Annotated in this window: 19 protein-coding genes; 11 read left to right on the forward strand and 8 right to left on the reverse strand. The window is 64.7% G+C overall.

The annotated features are described in order from the left end of the window. Positions 1-3: 3 nt before the first annotated feature. Entirely contained in the window at positions 4-1,194 is a 1,191-nt protein-coding gene (locus BRA1417_RS0116600; RefSeq protein WP_027516717.1) for a dihydrodipicolinate synthase family protein, read from the forward strand. After that, entirely contained in the window at positions 1,194-2,057 is an 864-nt protein-coding gene (locus BRA1417_RS0116605) for a sugar phosphate isomerase/epimerase (protein ID WP_027516718.1), read from the forward strand. The genes BRA1417_RS0116600 and BRA1417_RS0116605 overlap by 1 nt, the downstream gene beginning before the upstream one ends. A 137-nt stretch (positions 2,058-2,194) precedes the next feature. Here the strand turns inward: BRA1417_RS0116605 and BRA1417_RS0116610 are convergent, their stop codons facing one another. Continuing rightward, positions 2,195-3,415 (reverse strand): cytochrome P450, encoded by a 1,221-nt coding sequence (locus BRA1417_RS0116610; RefSeq protein ID WP_027516719.1) that lies wholly within the window; start codon positions 3,413-3,415, stop codon positions 2,195-2,197. A 107-nt stretch (positions 3,416-3,522) separates the two neighbouring features. On the opposite strand from BRA1417_RS0116610, the gene BRA1417_RS0116615 reads away from it, so the two are divergent. The 9 genes from BRA1417_RS0116615 (at position 3,523) to BRA1417_RS0116655 (ending at position 14,426) form a co-directional block, all read left to right on the forward strand. Beyond that, positions 3,523-4,065 (forward strand): phosphonopyruvate decarboxylase, encoded by a 543-nt coding sequence (locus BRA1417_RS0116615; protein ID WP_027516720.1) that lies wholly within the window; start codon positions 3,523-3,525, stop codon positions 4,063-4,065. Beyond that, a complete protein-coding gene (locus BRA1417_RS0116620) occupies positions 4,062-4,652 on the forward strand; it encodes a thiamine pyrophosphate-dependent enzyme (protein WP_027516721.1) in 591 nt (196 codons plus the stop codon). Before BRA1417_RS0116615 ends, BRA1417_RS0116620 begins: the two co-directional genes overlap by 4 nt. A 134-nt stretch (positions 4,653-4,786) precedes the next feature. After that, positions 4,787-5,488, forward strand: a complete 702-nt coding sequence (locus BRA1417_RS0116625; protein WP_084462253.1) for a TetR/AcrR family transcriptional regulator — start codon at positions 4,787-4,789, stop codon at positions 5,486-5,488. Between the two features lies 1 nt (position 5,489). Next, entirely contained in the window at positions 5,490-6,683 is a 1,194-nt protein-coding gene (locus BRA1417_RS0116630) for an efflux RND transporter periplasmic adaptor subunit (protein WP_027516723.1), read from the forward strand. A 76-nt stretch (positions 6,684-6,759) separates the two neighbouring features. Beyond that, positions 6,760-9,855, forward strand: a complete 3,096-nt coding sequence (locus BRA1417_RS0116635; RefSeq protein WP_027516724.1) for a MexW/MexI family multidrug efflux RND transporter permease subunit — start codon at positions 6,760-6,762, stop codon at positions 9,853-9,855. Between the two features lie 133 nt (positions 9,856-9,988). Then, positions 9,989-12,037, forward strand: a complete 2,049-nt coding sequence (locus BRA1417_RS0116640) for a sensor histidine kinase (RefSeq protein ID WP_027516725.1) — start codon at positions 9,989-9,991, stop codon at positions 12,035-12,037. Then, the gene (locus BRA1417_RS0116645; protein ID WP_027516726.1) at positions 12,034-12,423 is read left to right on the forward strand and encodes a response regulator; all 390 of its coding nucleotides are present in this window, start codon (positions 12,034-12,036) and stop codon (positions 12,421-12,423) included. Before BRA1417_RS0116640 ends, BRA1417_RS0116645 begins: the two co-directional genes overlap by 4 nt. After that, positions 12,420-13,670: an adenylate/guanylate cyclase domain-containing protein gene (locus BRA1417_RS0116650; protein WP_027516727.1), complete on the forward strand. Its 1,251-nt coding sequence runs from the start codon at positions 12,420-12,422 to the stop codon at positions 13,668-13,670. Before BRA1417_RS0116645 ends, BRA1417_RS0116650 begins: the two co-directional genes overlap by 4 nt. 9 nt (positions 13,671-13,679) lie before the next feature. Further along, complete coding sequence (locus tag BRA1417_RS0116655) at positions 13,680-14,426, forward strand: hypothetical protein (protein WP_027516728.1); 747 nt, start codon at positions 13,680-13,682, stop codon at positions 14,424-14,426. On the opposite strand, the gene BRA1417_RS0116660 is transcribed toward BRA1417_RS0116655, so the two are convergent. Genes BRA1417_RS0116660 through BRA1417_RS0116690 form a run of 7 tightly spaced genes read right to left on the reverse strand, consistent with a single transcriptional unit; the run spans position 14,423 to position 22,446 of the window. Further along, entirely contained in the window at positions 14,423-15,310 is an 888-nt protein-coding gene (locus tag BRA1417_RS0116660; RefSeq protein WP_027516729.1) for an ABC transporter permease, read from the reverse strand. The two genes, BRA1417_RS0116655 and BRA1417_RS0116660, sit on opposite strands and share 4 nt — an antisense overlap. 4 nt (positions 15,311-15,314) lie before the next feature. Then, positions 15,315-16,256 (reverse strand): ABC transporter permease, encoded by a 942-nt coding sequence (locus BRA1417_RS0116665; protein WP_027516730.1) that lies wholly within the window; start codon positions 16,254-16,256, stop codon positions 15,315-15,317. A 31-nt stretch (positions 16,257-16,287) separates the two neighbouring features. After that, on the reverse strand, positions 16,288-17,811 hold the full coding sequence (locus BRA1417_RS0116670) for an ABC transporter substrate-binding protein (protein ID WP_027516731.1): 1,524 nt from the start codon (positions 17,809-17,811) through the stop codon (positions 16,288-16,290). Positions 17,812-17,834: 23 nt separating this feature from the next. Beyond that, positions 17,835-18,935: an ABC transporter ATP-binding protein gene (locus BRA1417_RS0116675; RefSeq protein WP_035968597.1), complete on the reverse strand. Its 1,101-nt coding sequence runs from the start codon at positions 18,933-18,935 to the stop codon at positions 17,835-17,837. Further along, positions 18,935-19,924, reverse strand: a complete 990-nt coding sequence (locus tag BRA1417_RS0116680) for an ABC transporter ATP-binding protein (RefSeq protein WP_027516733.1) — start codon at positions 19,922-19,924, stop codon at positions 18,935-18,937. The genes BRA1417_RS0116675 and BRA1417_RS0116680 overlap by 1 nt, the downstream gene beginning before the upstream one ends. Next, positions 19,921-20,631 carry a DUF1028 domain-containing protein gene (locus tag BRA1417_RS0116685; protein WP_027516734.1) on the reverse strand — a complete coding sequence of 237 codons (711 nt, stop codon included), beginning with the start codon at positions 20,629-20,631 and terminating at the stop codon, positions 19,921-19,923. Before BRA1417_RS0116685 ends, BRA1417_RS0116680 begins: the two co-directional genes overlap by 4 nt. A gap of 9 nt (positions 20,632-20,640) precedes the next feature. After that, positions 20,641-22,446 (reverse strand): gamma-glutamyltransferase family protein, encoded by a 1,806-nt coding sequence (locus BRA1417_RS0116690; protein ID WP_027516735.1) that lies wholly within the window; start codon positions 22,444-22,446, stop codon positions 20,641-20,643. Between the last annotated feature and the right edge of the window lie 64 nt (positions 22,447-22,510).

The raw sequence follows: 22,510 nt of genomic DNA on the forward strand, positions 1-22,510 counted from the left end.
ATAATGAACAAGCCCGTCCTGTCGATGTCGTCCCTGTCGCTCAAACTGCCGAAGGCCGATCGCTCGATCGAGACCTACCGGCTCGCGGCCTCGCGAAGCTTTCCCGCAAAGCTTGAGGGCCCGCTGAACCGCATCGCGTTCTCGGCCGTCCATACCGTGACCGATCCCTTCGCCGACAACGACCCGTGGCTCTCCGCTGCCGTCGACTGGGACAAGACCATCGCCTTCCGCGAGCACGTCTGGGACCTCGGGCTCGGCGTTGCGGAAGCCATGGACACTGCGCAGCGTGGTATGGGATTGGACTGGCCGACCTCGCTGGAGTTGATCACGCGCTCGGTGTCTGCCGCCAAGCGACGCAACGCGTTGGTGTTCTCCGGCGCTGGCACGGACCATCTCGCGGTCGAGGACGCCAAAAATCTCGACGACGTGATCCGCGCCTATGAGGAGCAGATATCGGCTGTCGAGAAGGTCGGCGGCCGCATCATTTTGATGGCGTCACGCGCGCTGGCGAAGCTGGGCCGTAATGCCGACGATTACGCAAGGGTCTATGACCGCGTGCTGTCGCAGGTTCGCGAGCCCGTGATCATCCACTGGCTCGGCGACATGTTCGATCCGGCGCTAACGGGCTATTGGGGCACCAGCGATCTCGACAAGGCGATGGATATTGCGGTCGCCATCATCAACGGCAACGCCGCCAAGGTCGACGGTGTCAAGGTTTCGCTGCTCGACAAGCAGCGCGAGATCGACATGCGCCGTCGTCTCGACAAGCGCATCAAGATGTACACGGGCGACGACTTCAATTACGCGGAGCTGATCGCCGGCGACGAACAGGGCTTTTCGCACGCGCTGCTCGGCATTTTTGACGCGATCGCGCCGGCGGCGTCCTACGCCTTGTCGCGGTTGGCTGCTGGTGACGAAGCGGGCTTCCACGACGTGCTGGGGCCGACGGTGCCGCTGTCGCGGCACATCTTCAAAGCGCCGACGCGGTTCTACAAGACCGGCGTGGTGTTCATGGCCTATCTCAACGGCCACCAGGACCACTTCACCATGGTCGGCGGGCAGGAGAGCACGCGCTCGACGCTGCATCTGGCCGAGCTGTTCCGACTGGCCGACAAGGCCGGGCTGCTCGCCGATCCGGAGCTGGCGACGCTGCGGATGAAGGCGGTGCTCTCAACGCACGGAATCGAATCCTGATGCGTGATTTCGCGTCCGACCATCGCTGGTTGTCGCTCAACACGGCGACGATCCGCAAGCAGGGTGACCTCGTCGAGATCGTCGAGGCCTGTGCCAGGCACGGCATCCGCGCCATCGATCCCTGGCGCGACCAGGTCGCAGCCGTCGGCCTCGATCGCGCCGCGCGCGCGGTGCGCGAGGCCGGCCTCGATCTCTCAGGCTATTGCCGTGGCGGTATGTTCACCTCCGACGCATCGCGGCGGGTCGAGGTGCGCGACGATAACCGGCGCTGCGTTGATGAAGCCAAGGCGCTGGGAGCACCCTGCATCGTTCTCGTCGTCGGCGGCCTGCCGCAATATTCGCGGCCTGGCAGCGAGGCGTCGAAGGACATTGCCGGCGCGCGGACGCAGGTCGAGGAGGCGCTCGCCGAAATGCTCGACTACGCCAAACAGGCCAAGCTGCCGCTGGCGATCGAGCCGCTGCATCCGGCCTATGCGGCGGACCGCGCCTGCGTCAACACGACGAAGCAGGCGCTCGACATCTGCGACCGGCTTGATCCTGGTCGCAGCGGCATGCTCGGCGTCGCGCTCGACGTCTATCACATCTGGTGGGATCCCGAACTGATGGGGCAGATCGCGCGCGCCAGCCGAGATCGCCTGCTGGCCTTCCATGTCTGCGACTGGCTGGTGCCGACCAGGGACATTCTCAACGACCGCGGCATGATGGGCGACGGCGTGATCGACATCAAATCGGTGCGCGAAGCGGTCGAAGCACAGGGCTTTGCCGGCTATTCGGAGATCGAAATCTTCTCCAACGAGTGGTGGAGTAAACCGATGGACGAGGTGCTGCAAACCTGTATCGCGCGGCACAAGACGGCGGTTTAGGCCTTCCAGGGTTTGTTGCGCGCGGCGGCGCCGATGGCCTGAGATGTCAAACGGTTGCGCGCAATCACCGGCGCATCCCGCGCCGGTAACCTTCTACTGTGCACGGGGTTGTTTTCGCGTTTTTTTGTTGTGAGGCCTCAGCCGATCGCGCAGGGCACGCTCAAGAAGCCGCGGAACCGCACCCGTCCGCCCCTGACCGGCTGTCCGCTCACGGCATAATTCGGGAAGCGCGCCAAGAAGCGTGAGACCGCGATGGCGCCTTCCAGCCGCGCCAGCGCCATGCCGGCGCATTGATGCGCGCCGGTGGCGAAGGCGAGATGCCGGTTCGGCGTGCGTGCGATGTCGAAGCTCTCGGGGTGCGGAAACTGCGCGGGATCGCGGTTGGCCGCGCCGATGCACAGCGTGATCGACGTGCCGGCATCGAGCATGACGCCGCCAAGCTCGGCCCGCTCCGTGGTCATGCGGTTGCCGAGCTGGTTCGAGCTCTCGTAGCGCAGCATCTCTTCGACCGCAGTCTTGATCAGCTCGGGGTGGTCGATCAGCCGCCGCTTCTGATCCGGATTCCGGTCGAGCGCCACGAGGCCGTTGCCGATCAGGTTGGTGGTGGTCTCGTGGCCCGCGTTGAGCAGGAAGATGCAGTTGTGCAGCAACTCTTTCTCGGTCAGCCGCTCGCCGTTGTCCTCGCCCTTGATCAGTCGCGTCAGCACGTCGCGTTCGGGGTTGCCAGGCTTCGCTCGTCGGCGTGCGACCAGCGTTTCGAGATAGGCGAGAAAATCCGTCACGGCCTTGTTGCCGCGGGCAGCGACTTCAGGCGCCACCACCGGTTCGAGGGCGCCCAGGATCGCCAGCGACCAGTCGCGCAGCGGCGCGCGCTCGTCATGGGGCACGTCGAGCAGATTGCCGATCACCTCGATGGGGATCGAGGCGGCGAAATCCTCGATCAGTTCGCAATCACCTTTGACGGCGATGGCGTCGAGCAGGTCGTCGACCAGCTTGACGATATCAGGCTCCATCCCCGTGATCGCGCGCGGCGACAGCGCGCCCATGATCAGGCGCCGCACGCGCGTATGCGCCGGCGGATCGTTGAAGACGAGGCTGGTGGTGTGGTGCTCGTAGAGCGGTGTGTCGCCGTATTTCGGCGCGAACTCGCGCTTCTTGTCCGAGCTGAACGATTTTGTGTTCTTGTAGGTCGTGACGAGGTCGTCATAGCGGGTCAGGAACACGGTGCCGTTGCGTAGGCGCTTGACCGGCTCGTTCTCCCGCAGTGCACGATAGGTCGGGTAGGGATCGTCGTAGAATTCCGGCGTCAGCTTCTCCAGATCGAAACTGGCCGCCAGTTCGTTCGCACTTGCGTTCATGCCGCCATACTCGCCGGTTGAGTCCGATATGCTGTATTCGCTCTTTTGAGCGGGTCGGTTCACCGTCTACAGTCGAGCCGTGATTTGCAAGCCGACCGGACACGAAAATGCTCGCCCGCGCTGACGCTGCCGACACGGCTCCTTCATGGCCAGACGATATCTTCGCGGCCCTGCAACGCTTCGACGTTCGGCAGGTGCCTTACGTGCCCGACGCCGGCCATTCGAGGCTGATCCAGCGCGTGCTGGCATCGTCCACGATGCGCGGCATTCCGCTGACGACGGAGGAGGAGGGCGTGGCGCTGCTCGCCGGCGCCTGGACGGGTGGCCAGCGCGGCGTGCTGTTGATGCAGTCGAGCGGGGTCGGCAATTGCATCAACATGCTGTCGCTGATCCCGATCCTGCGCTTTCCCTTCCTCACCCTGGTGACCATGCGTGGCGAGTGGGGCGAGTTTAATCCGTGGCAGGTGCCGATGGGATCGACCACGCAGGGCGTGTTCGAGCTCTCGGGCGTCAAGGTGCTGCGGGCGTCTAACGCAGCCGAGGTGCCGGCAGTGTTAGAGGCGGCGGCCGCGCAGGCCTACCACGCGCTCACGCCCACCGCCGTCCTGCTGTCGCAGCGCCTGATCGGCGCCAAGGTTTTCACCAAATGAGCAAGGCCAATCTCCTCGACCGCCGTCAGGTGGTGTCCACGCTTCTCGCGGACCGCAAGGATGTGGTTGCGATCGGCGGCCTCGGCGCCTCCACCAACGACATGTGCGCGGCCGGCGACCATGCACGGAATTTCTACCTCTGGGGCGGCATGGGCGGGGCGGCGATGATCGGCCTGGGCCTCGCTTTGGCGCAGCCAAAATTGCCGGTGCTGGTCATCACCGGCGACGGCGAGATGCTGATGGGCCTGGGCAGCCTTGCCACCATCGGCCTGCAAAAGCCGTCCAATCTTTCGATCGCGGTGCTCGACAATGAGGCCTATGGCGAAACCGGGGGCCAGACCAGCCACACGGCCGCGGCCGCCGATCTGGTCGGCGTCGCCAAGGCCTGCGGCATCGGGGATAGCCGGTCTGTGACGACCATGGCCGAGGTCGAGGCCTTCGCCAAAGCCGTCCACGACGTTACGGCCGGGCCGCGCTTTGCCAATGTGAAGATCGACAGCGCCAATCTGGAGCGGATCTTGCCGAGCCGGGATGGGACCTACATCCTGAACCGAATTCGCGGCGACCTCGGTTTTCAGCCAATCTAGGCGGGCCTTCTGGCGCTCCCGTCCTGCACGGGGACCGTGTAGGCGAGGTCAATTTCAATTGGAATTACAACGCACTCAGGTTGCGATGCAGCATAGTGCTTGACTTTTGCGTGGGTGAGTGCTTACTCACTAGCATGAGCTCATTGCGTATGACGAGCGACCTGAGGCGTCAATTGATCCTCGGCGCCGCAAAGCGTTGCTTTGCCCGGCACGGCTATACCGGCACCACGACCAAGAGCGTGGCGGCCGCCGCTGCCATTTCCGAGGCGCTGTTGTTCAAGCATTTCCCGTCCAAGGCCGCGCTGTACGCCGAAATTCTCAGCGACGAATGCGAGGCGGACCCGGCGCTGATGGAGCTGCTCGAACGTGAGCCGTCGACCGCCACGTTGGTCGAACTGATCCGCGGCATGGTGGGGCATTTCATGCACGTCGCCGACGGGCCCGACCAGGAAGAGGCCCAGCGCCTGCGACTGATGACCACGAGTCATTTGGATGATGGCGAATTTGCCCGTTTGCTATATGCCAAGATCGAAACGCTGATCGGGGCGGCCTTCGTCGCCTCGCTTAAGCGTGCGGTTGCCGCGGGGGACGCGCGGCCATACAACGGCGAACCGCTCAACCTGTTCTGGTTTGCGCATCACACCGTGATGACGGCTGCGCTGACCAGGCTGCCGGTCACGCCGTGTCTCGCTTACGGCAAGGCGAACGACCTCGAGCGGCAGCTCTGTGAGTTTCTCCTGAGGGGTATCGGACTTAACGACGCCGCAATTGCTTCGCATTTAGGCCGCGATCAGGCCGCGTGTGCGAACAAGACGGCGATTGCAGAGAGTGCATGACATGAACATCGTCACCGAACACAAGATTTCGGGCGAACCGATCGACAACAAGGCTCCCAAGCGTCCGGTCCGGCCGGTGCTCTGGTTCATCATCGTCGGCGCGCTTCTCGCCGTGCTCGTCGGTGGCCTCGTCTGGTTCAATTATTTCCGCGGCCAGATGATCAAGCAGTTCTTCGCCAACAACAAGCCGCCGCCGGTCGCGGTCAGCGCCGCCGAGGCGAAGTCCGAGGTGGTGCCGAACCTGCTGACGGCCGTCGGCGGGCTGTCCGCCGTGCACCAGGTCGACGTCAGCGCCGACGTCAACGGCCGCGTCACCGAGATCAAGTTCGAGCCGGGCACGCATGTCGAGGCCGGCACGCCGCTGGTGCAGATGTTCGACGCGCCGGAGCAGGGCGACCTCGCCAATTACAAGGCGCAGTCCACCGTCGCGCAGCTGTCGCTTGACCGCGCCAAGCAACTGGCGTCGCGCCAGTTCGGCCCGCAGGCAACCGTCGATCAAGCGCAGGCTGCCTACGACCAGGCAATGGCCGGGATCGCCAAGACCGAAGCGTTGATCTCCCAGAAGCTGGTCCGCGCGCCGTTCGCCGGCGATCTCGGCGTCCGCAAGGTCGAGGTCGGCCAGTATCTGACCGCCGGCACGGCTATCGTTTCGCTGACGGATCTGTCGGAGCTGTGGGCCAACTTCACGGTGACGGAAAAGGACTCGGGCAACCTCAAGGTCGGTCAGCCGGTCCGGTTGAAGGTCGACGCCTATCCGGGCCGCACCTTCGACGCCAAGATCACCACGATCGAGCCGCAGATCTCGGCCGACACCCGCAATATCCGCGTGCAGGCGACCATCTCCAATCCGGAGAAGATCCTGAAGCCCGGTATGTTCGTGACCACCACGGTGGTGCTGCCGGACAAGCCGGCCGTGGTCACCGTGCCGGAGACGGCGGTCGACTACACGCTGTACGGCGACTCGGTGTTCGTGATCACCGAGAAGAAGGAAGCTGACGGCAAGACCAGCCTGAGTGCGGTGCGCACTTTCGTGCAGACCGGCAACCGGGTCGAAGGCCGCGTCGAAATCGTCAAGGGCGTGAAGCCGGGCGACAAGGTCGTCGCCGTCGGCCAGCTCAAGCTGCAATCGGGCGCGGCGGTGTCGATTTCGACCGACCCGGCTCCGCAGATCCCGGCGCAGCCGCCGCGCTACTGACATCGTACACGTTGCAGCATGATCCGGCACGGCCGGGTCATGCGCTTTGCAAGTCAAAGAAATCGAGATCGCCGCGATGCGCTTTACTGATATTTTCATCAAACGCCCGGTCCTGTCGGTCGTCGTCAGCCTGCTGATCCTGCTGATCGGCCTGCGCGCGGCGACGACGCTGCCGATCCGGCAATATCCGAAGCTGTCGAACACGGTCATCAACATCACGACCGTCTATCCGGGCGCGTCCGCGGACCTGATCCAGGGCTTCATCACCACACCGATCGAGCAGGCGGTCGCCTCGGCCGAAGGCGTCGACTACATCACCTCGTCCTCGGTGCTCGGCACCTCGACGATCCAGGTCTACATCAAGCTGAATTTCGATCCGAACCAGGCGCTGACCGAGGTTCTGGCCAAGACGAACTCGGTCAAATATCTGATCCCGAAGGAATCCAACGATCCGATCGTCACCAAGACCACGGGCCAGACCACGGCCGTGATGTATCTCGGATTCTCGTCAGAAGAGCTGTCGGGCTCGGCGATCTCCGACTATCTGACGCGCGTTGTGCAGCCGGTGCTGTCGACCGTCGACGGCGTGGCCTCCGCCGACATTCTCGGCGGCCAGACCTTTGCGATGCGGCTGTGGCTTGATCCCCTGAAGATGGCCGGCCGCAACGTGTCGCCTGCGGATGTCGCGACCGCGATCACAGCCAACAACTTCCAGTCCGCGGCGGGGCAGACCAAGGGCTATCTCATCGTCTCGAACGTCTCGACGAATACGGGCCTGACCGACGTCAACCAGTTCAAGAAGATGATCGTCAAGGCCAAGGACGGCGGCTTCGTGCGGATGGAGGACATTGCCACCGTTGAGCTTGCGGCCCAGAGCACGGACGCGAGCGTCGCCTTCAACGGCGAGCACGCCATCTTCATCGGTGTGCAGGCAACGCCGCAGGGCAACCCGCTGACGCTGGTCAAGGGCGTGCGGGCGCTGTTCCCCGAACTCGAGCGCAATCTGCCGCCGTCGATGAAGATGAAGGTCGCCTACGATTCGACCAAGTTCATCCAATCCTCGATCGACGAGGTCGAGAAGACGCTGGGTGAAGCCGTGATCATCGTGATCGTGGTGATCTTCCTGTTCCTGGCGTCGTTCCGTTCGGTGATCATTCCCGTCGTCACCATCCCGCTGTCGATGATCGGCGTCTGCACGCTGATGCTGGCGCTGGGCTTCAGCTTCAACCTGTTGACCCTGCTCGCGATGGTGCTCGCGATCGGCCTCGTGGTCGACGACGCCATCGTCGTGGTGGAAAACATCCATCGCCATCTGGAGGAAGGGAAAACGCCGGTCCAGGCGTCGCTGGAAGGCGCGCGCGAAATCGTGGGTCCCGTCGTCTCGATGACCATCACGCTCGCGGCCGTGTACGCGCCGATCGGTTTCCTCGGCGGCCTGACCGGCTCGCTGTTCCGCGAATTCGCCTTCACGCTTGCGGGCTCGGTGATCGTGTCCGGCGTGATCGCGCTGACGCTGTCGCCGATGATGTGCTCGGTGCTGCTGAAGAACACCGAAGAGGGACGCTTCGCCAAGCTCGTCAACAAGGTGTTTGGCGCGCTGACGCGGTGGTACGGGCGCAGGCTCGACCGCTCGCTCGACTACAAGGCCATCACCGGCCTGTTTGCGGTGACCATCCTCGGGCTCGTCGGCTTCCTCTACATGCACACGTCGAAGGAGCTGGCGCCTGAGGAAGACCAGGGCATCGTGTTCGCGGTGACCAAGGCGCCGAAATACGCCAACATCGACTACGTCGACTTTTACGGCGAGAAGCTCGACAAGGAATTCCAGAAATTCCCCGAGACCGATCTGCGCTTCGTGCTGAACGGCATCAACGGCCCGCAGGGCGGTATCGCCGGCATGCTGCTCAAGCCCTGGGAGGAGCGCAAGCGCTCGTCGATCCAGCTGAAGTCGCTGGTGCAGGCCGAGCTTTCCAAGATCGAGGGCGTGCAGGCGTTCGCGTTCAACCTGCCGCCGCTGCCGGGCGGCCCGGGCGGCCTCCCGGTGCAGATGGTGATCAACTCCACTGCCAGCTTCCAGACTGTCTACGAACAGATGGAGAAGCTGAAGGCTGCCGCCCGCAAGAGCGGAATGTTCATCGTCTCCGACAGCGACCTTGCCTACAACCAGCCGAACGTGAAGGTGACGATCAACCGCACCAAGGCGCAGGATCTCGGCGTCAGTATGCAGAACCTCGGCAGCTCGCTCGCGGTGCTGCTCGGCGGCAACTACATCAACCGCTTCAACCTCGAGGGCCGTTCCTATCAGGTCATCCCGCAAGTGCCGCGCGGCAAGCGGCTCTCGCCGGAATCGCTCGCCGGCTACTACGTGACGACCAACACCGGCCAGCAGCTTCCCCTGTCGACGGTGGTGTCGATCGAGACCAAGACCGAGCCGAATTCGCTGACCCATTACAATCAGCTCAACTCGGCGACCTTCTCGGCGGTGCCGATGCCCGGCGTGACGGTCGGTGCGGCGGTCGACTTCCTCGAGAGCGAGGCCAAAAACCTGCCGCAAGGTTTCAGCCATGATTATCTCGCTGACAGCAGGCAATATGTGCAGGAAGGCAACCAGCTCGCGATCACCTTCGGCTTCGCGCTAATCATCATCTTTCTGGTGCTGGCGGCACAGTTCGAGAGCTTGCGCGATCCGCTGGTCATCATGATCTCGGTGCCGATGGCGATCGTGGGCGCGTTGATCCCGCTGTTCTTCGGCGTGGCGACGATGAACATCTACACCCAGGTCGGCCTGCTGACCTTGGTGGGCCTGATCACCAAGCACGGCATCCTGATGGTGGAGTTCGCCAACGAGCTCCAGATCAACGAGCGGCTCGACCGCCGCTCGGCGATCGAAATGTCGGCCCGCATTCGTCTGCGGCCGATCCTGATGACCACGGCCGCGATGGTGACGGGCCTGATCCCGCTGCTGACCGCGACCGGCGCGGGCGCGGCCAGCCGCTTCTCGATCGGTCTGGTGGTCGTCGCCGGTATGTCGATCGGCACGCTGTTCACGCTGTTCGTGCTGCCGGCGGTCTACGTGGTGCTGGCGACCGACCATCGCGCGGCGGCCGATTCCGAGCGGAACAAGCAGGTCAACGACCTCGACCTCGGCTCCAAGGCGCTGCGGCCGACCTGAGGCCGCAAATCAAGGAACCCGAGGGCGGCAGCGGCCAATCCGCTGCCGCCCTTTTCTATTGCCTCCGGCGCGTCGGCTAGCCTTTCCCCGCTCGCGAGAGACAAGGTCCGGTCTTCTTGCTAGGTTCGGCGGGATGAGCCTTTCCCTCCACCCCGACACCCCGCAAGCCAGGACGCTGCCAAGCGCAGCGCCGGTTGCCGTCGCGTCCGGCACGACGCCAGGGCAGGGGATCAAGAGCCGGCTCTTCACCAAATATGTCGCGCTGTTCGTGGCTGTCGTCGCGATCGCGCTGCTGGCGAACGGGCTGTTCGAGGTCTTCTTCTATTATCGCGAGCACAAGGCCGCGCTGATCCGGGTTCAGCATGAACAGGCCGAGGCGGCCGCGGCCAAGATCGGCCAGTTCGTCAAGGAGATCGAGAGCCAGCTCGGCTGGACCACGCAGCTGCCGTGGTCGGCGGGCTCGATCGAGCAGCGCCGGTTCGATGCGCTGCGGCTGCTGCGCCAGGTCCCTGCGGTCACTGAGCTCGCCCAGGTCGATGCGACCGGCAGGGAGCGGCTGCGGGTCTCGCGGCTCGCTATGGACGCGATCGACAGCGGCATCGACCTGTCGGACGATCCGAAGTTCACCGAGGCGCTCGCGCACAAGGTTTTTTACGGGCCGGTCTATTTCCGCAGGGAGTCCGAGCCGTACATGACCCTGGCGCAGACGGGGTCGCGCAAGGATGCCGGCGTCAGCATCGCGGAGGTTAATCTCAAGCTAATCTGGGACGTTGTGTCCCAGATCAAGGTCGGCGAGCATGGACACGCCTACGTGGTCGGTCCGGAAGGACGTCTGATCGCGCACCCCGATATCAGCCTGGTCCTGCGCAACACCGACATGTCTGGTCTCACCCAGGTGCGCGCCGCACTTGCCGGAGGCAGCGCCGCGCTCGACGCGCTTTCCGAAGCGCGCAATCTCCAGGGACAGAAGGTGCTGACGGCGTCGGCCCCGATCGCGCCGCTGCACTGGACCATGTTCGTCGAGCTCCCGGTCGAGGAGGCCTATGCGGCGCTCTATGCCGCGTTGGAACGGCTTGCATTCGTGCTGCTCGCGGCGTCGATCTTCGCGGTGCTTGCCGGGATATTCCTCGCGCGCCGCATGGTCGGGCCGATCCAGGCGCTGCGGCGCGGCGCCGAGCGCATCGGCAGCGGCGATTTCTCCCAGCGCATCTCGATCAGGACCGGTGACGAGCTCGAAGGGCTCGCCGACCAGTTCAACCACATGGGCGAGCGCCTGCAGGAATCGTATACAGACCTCGAGAACAAGGTGGAGCAGCGGACCGCCGAACTCCGCCAGTCCCTCAACGATCTTCGCACCGCGCAGGACCGCCTGATCCAGACCGAGAAGCTCGCGTCCCTCGGCCAGCTCACGGCGGGGATCGCACACGAGATCAAGAACCCGCTCAATTTCGTCAACAATTTCTCGGCGGTGTCGACCGAGCTGATCGACGAGCTCAACGAGGCCTTGCAAGCGGCCTCGCTCGACGGCACGACAAAAGAGGAGGTCGACGAGCTGACCGGCATGCTCAAGAGCAACCTCGAAAAAGTGGTGCAGCATGGCAAGCGCGCCGATTCCATCGTCAGGAACATGCTGCTGCATTCGCGCGAGGGCTCCGGCGAGCATCGCCCCAGCGATATCAACGCGATCCTGGAGGAGAGCCTTAATCTCGCCTACCACGGCGCACGTGCCGAACGGCCCGGCTTCAACGTCACGATCGAGCGCGGCTTCGACCCGGCCGCAGGCATGGTCGATGTCTATCCGCAGGAGATTACGCGCGTCTTCCTCAATCTGATCTCGAACGGCTTCTACGCCACTGCTCAGCGGAAGGAGAGCGCCGCAGACGCCTTCGAGCCCACCCTGCGCGCGGCAACCAGAACTTTCGGCGACAGGGTCGAGATCCGCATTCGCGACAACGGCACCGGCATCCCGTCCGAGGTGAAGGAGAAGATGTTCAATCCCTTCTTCACCACCAAGCCGGCCGGCGAGGGCACCGGGCTCGGCCTTTCCATGAGCCATGACATCGTCGTGAATCAACACGGCGGCACGATTGACGTGAACACCGAGCCCGGTGTGTTCACCGAATTCATCATCACCCTGCCGCGCATGATGGCGGCGGGCGACACTTCCGGAGGCAAGAGTTGAACGTTTACATCCTGGTCGTCGATGACGAGCCCGACGTCGAGGCGCTGTTCCGGCAGCAGTTCCGGCGCGATTTGCGTGCCGGCCGCTTCCAGATGGAATTCGCGCCGTCCGCACCCGATGCGCTGAAGCTCGCCGCCGAGGTTCGCGATCCCTCGTTGATCCTGATCCTGTCCGACATCAACATGCCCGGCATGAGCGGGCTCGACATGCTGCCGAAGGTGCGTGATGCGCATCCGGACGTTCCCGTCATCATGATCACCGCCTACGGCGACGCCGAGACGCGCCGGAAGGCGATCGAGCGCGGCGCAGTCGGACTTCTCACCAAGCCGATCGATTTCGCGCTGCTGCGGCAGGAAATCGACACGAGGCTCGGGCAAGCTGCATGACCGCGACCATCCTTTTCGTCGACGACGAGCCGGATCTCGAGGCGTTGGTCCTGCAAAAATTCCGCAGGCAGATTCGCGACGGGTCGGTGACGATCATGTTCGCGCGCGACGGCCTCGAAGCGCTGCAGTCGCTCGAGCAGAACCCGCATGTCGACATGGTGGTCTCCGACATCAACATGCCCAGGATGGACGGGCTGTCGCTGCTGGCGAAGCTCCAGGAAGCCGAAGACAAGAAGTCCACCATCATCGTCTCGGCCTATGGCGACATGAGTAATATCCGCACGGCGATGAACCGCGGTGCATTCGACTTCCTGACCAAACCGATCGATTTTGCGGACCTGGAGATGACGATCCAGAAGACCATCCGCCACATCGAAATGCTTCGTGAGGTGCGAGGCCGCCAGGCGGAGGCGGAGCGCGCCCATGCCGCGCTCTCGCGTCATTTCTCGCCCGAGCTCGCCAAGCGTCTGGCGGCCAGCGGTGAGAGCGAGGGGATCGAAGTGCAGTGGCGCGATGTCGCGACCATCTTCACGGACATTACCGGCTTTACCTCGCTGGTCGAGAGTGCGCCGCCGGAGACGCTGGGCGCGCTTCTCAACGAATATGTCGGCGGCATGACAGAAATCGTCTTCGCGCACGAGGGGACTGTTGCAAAGATCATCGGCGATGCAATCCAGGTGCTCTTCAACGCGCCCGGGGATCAGCCGGACTATGCAACGCGCGCAGTCGCCTGCGCTCACGATCTCGACGCCTGGGCGGAGGACTTTTCCGCGCGTTGGAAGCCGAGGGGCGTGAATTTCGGCACCACCCGCATCGGCATTCACGCCGGGCCGGCGCTGGTCGGAAATTTCGGCGGCAACCGGTTTTTCGACTACACCGCTTATGGCGACTCCATCAACATCGCGGCGCGACTGGAAGCCGCGAACAAACATCTAGGCACGCGGATTTGCGTCAGTGCCAGCATCGCCGAGGCGGCTGAGAATTTTCGGGGGCGTCCCGTCGGGGAGCTGATACTGCGCGGACGCAGCGAACCGTTGCGCGCGTTCGAGCCGCTGACGCCGGCCCAATTCGCTGCGCCGGAAACGGCGCTGTATTCCGAGGCTTTTGCCAAGATGGAGGCCGGTGATGCCGCGGCCATGCCGGCCTTCGCCGCGCTGGTCGGCATGCATGCCGACGATTCCCTGGCCGGCTTTCACCTGAAGCGCCTGCTCAACGGCGCCAAGGGCATTCGCATGCAACTGGAATAGGAGTCCGAGATGATTGGTGAATTCTCCGCCGGCAACTACCGTTTCATTCCATCCGTATTCCAGTATTCGGCCGGTGCGGCCGCAGATGATGGCTATGAGATCGAGCGCGTCCGCTTCGACCGGCTGGTGCCGCTCGCGGAAGGCTTTGCGCTTGCCGCGAAGTATATTCAGGAGGCGGGGCGGCCGCTGACGGCGTTCTGCGCCTGCGAACTGCGCTCGCCCGCGGCTTTCAGCGAGGAAGGCTTTCGCGCGTTCAACCTGCACTATGTAAAGACGCTGTCCGAATGGGGCATCTTCGACGGCACCACCAATCCGGTGGCGCGCAGCAATGTCTGTCCCGAGATCGATCCGCCGGCCGAGCCGTCGTTCTATGCGTTCTCCTTCACGCGGCCGACGAGCTCGAAGACGCCGAGCTTTGTGATTGCCGGCGGCGCCGAGGCGCGCGAGGGCGGTGGGACCTATGTCGAGCGCACCGTGCGCTACCGCGACCTCAGCCCGGAGGGCCTTCGCGAGAAGGTGCGCTTCACGACGACGTCCCAGATGGAGAACAGGATGACGGCCTTCGGCTTCGGCTGGAAGGACACGACCGGCGTGCAGGCCTATTCCGTGCACGATTTCCACCACGCGCTGGTCGACGAGCTCGTCCGCCGCGGGGCGTTGCGGTCCGGCCTGACTTGGCACTATGCCCGGCCGCCGGTGGTCGATCTCGAATACGAGATGGATTGCCGCCGCGTGATGCGGGAGACCGTGATCTAGCGCTGGCGCGGATCGAGCGCGTCGCGCAGGCCGTCGCCGAGCAGGTTCAGCGACAGCACCACGAGGAAGATCGCTAGCCCCGGCCAGATCGCCATCCAGGGCGCCTGGGTCAGGAAGCGCTGCGCTGCGTTGAGCATGCTGCCCCAGGATGGCGCCGGCGGCTGCTGGCCGAGACCCAGGAAGGACAGCGCGGCTTCGGCGATGATGGCGGCCGCGATCGACAGCGTCGCCTGCACCAGCAGCGCCGGCAGGATGTTCGGCAGGATGTGCGCGAACGCGATCCGCCACGGCGGATTTCCGAGCGCGCGTGCCGCCTCGACATAATCCTCGGCCTTGACGTTCAACACCTGGCCACGGGTCAGGCGGATGAAGATCGGGGTTGCCGAGATGCCGATCGCGATCATGGCGTTGCCGAGGCTCGGGCCGAGGAAGGCGGCGAGCGCGATCGCCAGGATCAGGAACGGGCAGGCCAGCATCGCGTCGGTGATCCGGCTGATCAGCGCATCGACGAAGCCGCCGCGATAGCCGGCAAGCAGGCCGAGCGGAACGCCGACGCCGAGCGCGATTGCGACCGAGATGAGGCCCGCGAGCAGCGACGCGCGGGCGCCGTAGACGACGCGGCTCAGGATGTCGCGACCGAGTTCGTCAGTGCCGAACCAGTGCGCCGCAGTGGGCGGCTTGCGGACCAGGCTCCAGCTCGTCGCGATGGGATCGTAGGGCACGACGAGCGGCGCGAGCAGCGCGATCCCAACGAACAACGTGATCATCACAAGTCCGAACACTGCGGCCTTGCGTTTGAACAAGCGGCGCCGGGCGCGACGCGCCGGGCTGTCCAGCTCGTCAGCCTGCGCGATGGGAGCGGCGGGCAGGGCGGCATCGGTCATGAGTCTATCCTCGTAGCCGCGGATTGACGAGGATGTAGGCGACATCGGCAACCAGGTTCAGTGTGATGTAGACCGTCGCCGTCACCAGCACGACGCCCTGTACGACGGCGTAGTCGCGGTTGAACACGGCATCCACGATCAGTTTGCCGAAGCCGGGAATGGAGAAGATCTGCTCGGTCAGAACCGCCCCCGACAACAGCGTGCCGAGCTCGAGCGCGCCGAGCGTGATGATCGGCGTGAGTGCGTTGCGCATGGCGTGCTTGAGGATGACCGAGCGTTCGGACAATCCCTTGGCGCGCGCGGTGCGGACATAGTCGCTTTCCAGCACCTGCAGCATGGCGCTCCGGGTGTGCCGCATCAGGACCGCGGAAATCGCGTTGCCGAGCACGAAGGCCGGCATGATGGTGGCGGCGAGGCTCCCACGCCAATTCTCGGTCAGCGGCACGTAGCCGGACGCCGGCAGCCAGCCGAGTTCGATCGAGAACAGGAAGATGAGCATGATGCCGAGCCAGAAATTCGGCGTCGAGATGCCCCACAGCGCGAACAAATTGGCGCCATAGTCCCAGACGGTACCCCTTTTCACGGCGGAGACGATGCCAGCGGGAATGCCGATCAGGAGCGCGATCAACATTGCCATCGAGCCGAGCTGGAGCGTCACCGGCAGCTTCTGCGCGATCAGCTCGCGCACCGGCATCTTGTTGCGGAGCGATTCACCGAAATTGCCGGTCAGGACTCCCTTGAGCCAGTAGACGTACTGCACGGGAATCGGTTGATCGAGCCGGTATTGCTGGCGGATCTGCTCGATCACGGCGGGATCGCGCTCCTCGCCGGCCATCACCAGCGCCGGATCGCCGGGCAACAATTGCTGCAGCGAGAAGATCAGCACCGACACGAAGAACAGTGTCGGCACGATCTGCACAATGCGGCGGGCGAGAAAGTTCAGCATAGTCGCACGCCTGTCCCGGGCGCTGTCGCCGTCACTTGAACTTCAGCCCGACCACGCGCACCAGCCCATCGGGCATCTGCCTATAGCCCTGGAGCTTGGTCGTGTGCGCGATCAGAAGCGTGCGGTGGTAGATGTATATGATCGGCAAATCGTCGAGCAGGATCTTGGCCATCTTTTCGTAGATCGCTTTGCGCTCCACGACATTGGCGGTCAGCCTTCCTTCTTCCAGCAGCTTATCGGTCTCCGGATTCGAATAGACGCCATCGTTCTGCGGTGCCTTGCTGCGCATGAAGATGTAGGAGTTGCCGTCGGGGTCGATGCGGCCGCTCCAGTTGATCTGGAAGATCTGGAACTCGCCGGCCTGGGCCTGCTTGAAGGTGGTCGCGAATTCGACCGCGCGGATCTTGATGTCGAAGCCCGCTTCCGCGGCCATCGACTGGATCACCTGGGCAACCGCTTCGTTCTCCGCGCCTTTGGGAATCATGTAATCGACGGTCACCCGCGAAGTGATTCCGGCTTCCTTCAGAAGCGCCTTGGCCTTCGCGATGTCGCGGCCACGAACCGGAAATGCCTTCTGGTAGTAGGGATGGGTAGGGCTGACCCATTGATTGCCCGGGGTGAATTCGCCGTTGAAAACGACCTGGTTGAGAGCCTCGCGATCGATCGACAGATCGAGCGCCTGCCGGACTTTCGCCGATTGGCTCAGCGGCCCCTTGCTCTTGTCGTTGCCGATATTGACCGTGAGGCCGAGATAGCCGAGCTCCGGTGCCGTCGACAGCACGAGCCGCGAATCGGCGCGCACGTCCTTGATGTCGGTGGCGAGCACGCGCTCGATCAGGTCGAGCCCGCCGGACTTCAGGTTGGCAAGGCGCACCGTGGCATCGACGATCGGCAGGAACACCACGCGGTCGATATGGATGTTGTCCTTGTTCCAATAGTCGGCGAATCTCTCGAACACCATGCGGTCCTGCTGCACGCGCTCGACGAACTTGTAGGGACCGGCGCAGACCGGATGCAGGCCGAACTTGTCGCCGGCTTCCTTGGCGGCCTTCGGCGACACCATCATGCCGGAGCGGTCGGTCAGCTGCGCGATCAACGGGGAGTAAGGCGTCTTGAGCACCAGCTTGATGGTCAGGGGATCGACGACCTCGACATGGTCGACGCTGGCGAGCTCGGACTTGCGGAACGAGGTCGGCAGCGTCATGTGACGCTCGATCGAGAATTTTGCTGCTTCCGCATCGAGCGGTTCGCCGTCGTGGAATTTCACGTTGGGCCGGAGCTTGATCGTCATCTCCTTGCCGTCGGGCGAGGTCTCATGGGACAACGCGAGCTGCGGCACGATGTTGAGCTTCTCGTCGATGTCGAACAGCTTGTCGCAGAAGGCGGAGAACACGATGCGGCCGACATAGGTGCGGCCGATGCTGGGATCAAGGATGTCAGGATCCTCGGCGATGCCGATGCGAAGCGTGGTCTGGGCTTGGGCCTGGGTTTGGGCCGCGCTCACGAGCGACGTCAGCAATGCCGACGCCAGGAGTGCCAAACGCATAGGTCTCATCGCTCTCAACCTCTGTTTTGCGGCTATGCCGGGTTCGTCCCCAATGAACTAACCCCGCTGCCGCGGACTGCTTCCGGGCCGCCGCTGAAGGCGGCGACCAATTTTTCGAGAACCGGGGAGAAGCCGCCGTCCGTTGGGACGATCGCCTCGGACGACGGCAGTTCCGAGGCCCGGTGGCATGCCGTTGCATGTCCGATGCCATCCGGCACGAGCTGAGGCATTTCGCTGCGGCAACGGTCGACCACGTAAGGGCAGCGGGTGTGGAAGCGGCATCCCGGCGGCGGATTGAGCGCGCTGGGGATCTCTCCCTGCAGCACAATCCGGCTGCGCTTTGCCCGCGGTTTAGGCACGGGAATCGCGGACAGCAGGGCCCGGCTATAGGGATGGCGGGGTGCCGCAAACAGTGCATCCGCCGCCGCCGTTTCGACGATCTGGCCGAGATTCATCACCGCCACGTGGTCGGCGATGTGCTTGACCACCGCGAGGTCGTGCGAGACGAAAATGTAGGCCAGCCCAAGCCGGTCCTGGAGCTCGCGCAGCAGATTGAGGATCTGCGAGCGGATCGAGACGTCGAGCGCCGAGACCGGCTCATCGCAGATGATCAGTTTCGGCTCGACCGCGAGTGCGCGGGCGATGGCGATGCGCTGGCGCTGGCCGCCGGAGAATTCGTGCGGGTAACGCCGCGCCAGCCGCGCCTCCAGCCCGACCAGCCGCAGGATCTCCTCGACCCGTTCGCGCCGCCGGGCGGGCGGCACCAGATTGTGCAGCGCCAGCGGCTCGGTCAGGATCTGGCCGACGGTCATGCGCGGATTGAGCGAGGCGTAGGGGTCCTGGAAGATGATCTGGGCCTCGCGGCGAAAGGCGCGCAGCGCGCCGGCGTCGAGCGAGAGCAGATCGCGGCCTTCGAACCGGATTTGGCCTGCATCCGGCTCGATCAGCCGCAGCACCAGCCGGCTGACGGTGGATTTGCCACAGCCGGATTCACCGACCAGCGCCAGCGTCTTGCCGGCATCGAGCGAAAAGGAAACGCCATCAACGGCTTTGACATGCGCCAGCGCCCGGCCGAACAGCGAACGCTCGGCGACGAAATGCTTGACCAGGCCATCGACCTCGAGCAGCGCCATCACGACACCAGACGTTCGAGCGGCGCGCGGAGGCAGCGCGAGAGGTGGCCGGGGCTGACTTCGACCAGCGGCGGCGGCGTCTTGGTGCAGGCGTCCAGCACGAAGGGGCAGCGCGCGGCGAAGCGGCATCCTGCGGGCGGCTGCATCATGTTCGGAACCATGCCCTCGATCGTGGCGAGCTGTTCGGCGCGATGGTCGAGCCGCGGGATCGAGCCGAGCAGGCCGACGGTGTAGGGATGTTGCGGCGCCGAGAACAGCTCGTCCACCGCCGCGCGCTCGACGATCTCGCCGGCATACATTACCGCGACCTCGTCGCAGACTTCGGCGACCACGCCGAGATCATGGGTGATCAGGATGATGGCGGCGCCGCTCGCCGCCTTCAACTCGCGCATCAGCTCCAGGATCTGCGCCTGCAGGGTGACATCGAGGGCAGTGGTCGGCTCGTCCGCGATCAGCAGCCGCGGGTCGCAGGCGAGCGCCATCGCGATCATGACGCGCTGGCGCATGCCGCCGGAGAGCTTGTGCGGATATTCGTCGATCCGCCGCTCGGGCGACGGGATGTGGACGCGACGCAGCAGATCGATCGCCCGCTCGCGCGCACTCCTGCGCGAGCCGCCGCGGTGGCGCAAAATCGTCTCGACGATCTGGTCGCCGATGGTGAAGCTCGGATTGAGCGAGGTCATCGGCTCCTGAAAGATCATCGCGAGCCGGTTGCCGCGAAGGTCGCGCAGGGTCTGGTCCGACGTCTTAAGCAGGTCGAAACCGTCGAAGCGGATCGCGCCGGAGATCTCCGCGCTCTGCTTCGGCAGCAGGCCCATGATCGCCAGCGACGTCACGCTCTTGCCGCAGCCGGATTCGCCGACGAGGCCGAGCGTCGCGCCATTGGCAACGCTGAGATCGACGCCGTCGACCGCATGGGTGACGCGGCCGTCGTCGCCGTGAAAACGAATACGCAGATCGCTGATCTCGATGAGGGGGCTCGGGTTCATGAGCGTTTTGCGCGCGCTGCGGCAATGCTAGCGTCGATGACGCTGCGATCGGTGTTGCCGGCCGGGTTCTGCCGCGTCGGCATGGAAGCGCGGAAGTGGACCCAGAGCTCATGGCTGACGCGCTCGAGCCGCTCGAGCTCGCCGAGCGGATCGGGATGATCGTCGGCGCGGATGTCCAGCGTCGGCCATTCCTCCTCGCCGTGGATCAGGAGCGCGGCGGACTGCTTGCCGCGCTTGTCGCCGCCGGCGGCTTCGCCCGCGCGCATCGCGGCGAGCAGGCGGCGCGGGAACGGCAGGCTGTCATTGGCGATATAGGTCTTTGCGGTCTCGTCGAGCACATCGGCGCCCGCGAGCATGTTGCCGGCGATCGAGAAGCCGCTGCCTGCGATGTGTCCGCACCAATCGATGCAGTCGCGCCCAGTATGCGCGGCAATCGCGCCACTGGCGTCCATGATGTGGATCTGGCGGCTCTCGCGGCCATCGTCGGTCGCGAGCAGGGCGGCCAGCGCGTCGTGCGCGTTGAGACCCTGACGCAGCAGCTTGACGCCGTCGATGCCGTAATAAGGATTGACGAAGGCCTGCGTCGCGATGGCGCCAAGGCCCGCAGCGATGTAGGGCACTCGCGCGCCAACGGCGAAGAAGCGCGTGGCTACGGCGATGCCGAACTGGCCGGTAGCAGAATCGCGCGCGATGATCGACCAGGTCATGTGCTGCCTTTAGCGCCCTGCGGCGTAACCCTGCATGCCGCGCGGATTGGCGGCGGCGCGGCGACGCGGACCGACGCGCGAGGCCGCGGTGAGGCGGCCTTCCGACCAATCCGGTCCGACCTCGACGATATGTCCGCGTTCGCGAAGATTTTCGATCGTCGCCTTCGGCACGCGGTTCTCGACTACGAGCACGCCGGGGCGCGCGGTGCGGGGCCAGAACGAGATCGGGAAATGCTCGGAGTGCCAGGCCGGTGCGTCGATCGCCTCCTGGAGATTGAGGTTGCAATGGACGTGTCGCAGGAAGAACTGCGTGATCCACTGATCCTGCTGGTCGCCGCCGGGCGAGCCCCAGGCGAGATAAGGCTCGCCGTCCCGCAATGCCATGGTGGGGGACAGCGTGGTGCGCGGCCGCTTGCCGGGCGCGAGCGAACTCGGTTGGTTCTCCTCCAGATCGAACATCTGCGCGCGGCTGCCGAGGCAGAAGCCGAGCTCGGGAATGATCGGAGAGGATTGCAGCCAGCCGCCGGATGGCGTCGAGGACACCATGTTGCCGGCCTTGTCGATGATGTCGAAATGCACGGTGTCGCCGCGCACCTCGCCGAAGCGGCCCACCGTCGGTTCACCGGCGCCGAGCGCGCCGACAGCCTCGCGCTGGCCCTCGGCGCGGCGCAGCTTGACCACGCCGCCAAAGCCCTCGATCGCACCGGGCCGGAGATCGAGCGAGGCCTTGTCGGTGACGAGCTTGCGGCGCTCGTTGTTGTAGGCATCCGACAGCAGCGTTCCGATCGGGATCTCGCTGAACTCGGGATCGCCGTAGAATTTTTCGCGGTCGGCGAAGGCGAGCTTGGCGCATTCGATCTGGAGATGGATGAATTCCGGCCCCGTGGGGTCGAGCCCATCGAGCGCAAAGCCCTTCAGCAGCGCGAGCTGCTGCAGCGTCACCGGACCCTGGCTCCAGACCCCGGCCTTGCAGACGGTGTAGCGGCCATAATCGTAGGTGAGTGGGGCCTCGACCGTCGGCTGCCAGCGCGCCATGTCATCGGCCGACAGTACGCCGCGATGCGGCGAGCCGCTGACGTCCATCACGTCCTGCGTTCGGCAGAATTTGTCGATGGCTTCCGCGACGAAGCCCTGCGACCACGCCTTGCGTGCGCGCTCGATCTCGGCGTCGCGACCGCCGCCGCCGCTTTCGGCTTCGCTCAGGATTCGTGCGTAGGTCGCCGCAAGCGTCTTGTTGGTAAAGAGCGTGCCGGGTGTTGGCACTTCGCCGTTCGGGAGATAGACGGCGGCTGATGTGGGCCAGTGCTTGCGGAATAATTGCTCGACAGTCTGGATCGTGGCGCAGGCGCGCTCGACCAGCGGATAGCCGTCGCGCGCATAGGAGATCGCGGGCTCCAGCACGTCGCGCACGCGCATCGTGCCGTAGTCACGCAGCAGCATCATCCAGGATTCGAAGGTGCCGGGGACGCAGGCCGCGAGCAGGCCGGTGCCAGGCACCATGTCGAGGCCTTCGCTCTTGTAGTGCGCGATGGTGGCGCGGGCTGGTGCCGGTCCCTGGCCGCAGATCACCTCGGTGCGGCCGCGCTTCACGTCGTGCACGATGATCGGAACGTCGCCGCCGGGGCCGTTCAGATGCGGCTCGACCACCTGGAGCGTGAAAGCGGTGGCGACGCCAGCGTCAAAGGCGTTGCCGCCCTTTTCCAGGATGGCCATGCCGATAGCGGTCGCGATCCAGTGCGTGGTCGCGACGACGCCGAAGGTGCCTTCGATCTCGGGGCGTGTCGTGAATGGATCGGGATTGACGATGGTGGCCATGGACTACCTCATTTGCGGCGCGCGCAATTGATCACAGGGCCAGGCCGCCGCCAAATGCGCAGGC

This window comes from Bradyrhizobium sp. WSM1417 (assembly GCF_000515415.1).
In the GTDB taxonomy this organism is placed as follows: Bacteria; Pseudomonadota; Alphaproteobacteria; order Rhizobiales; family Xanthobacteraceae; genus Bradyrhizobium.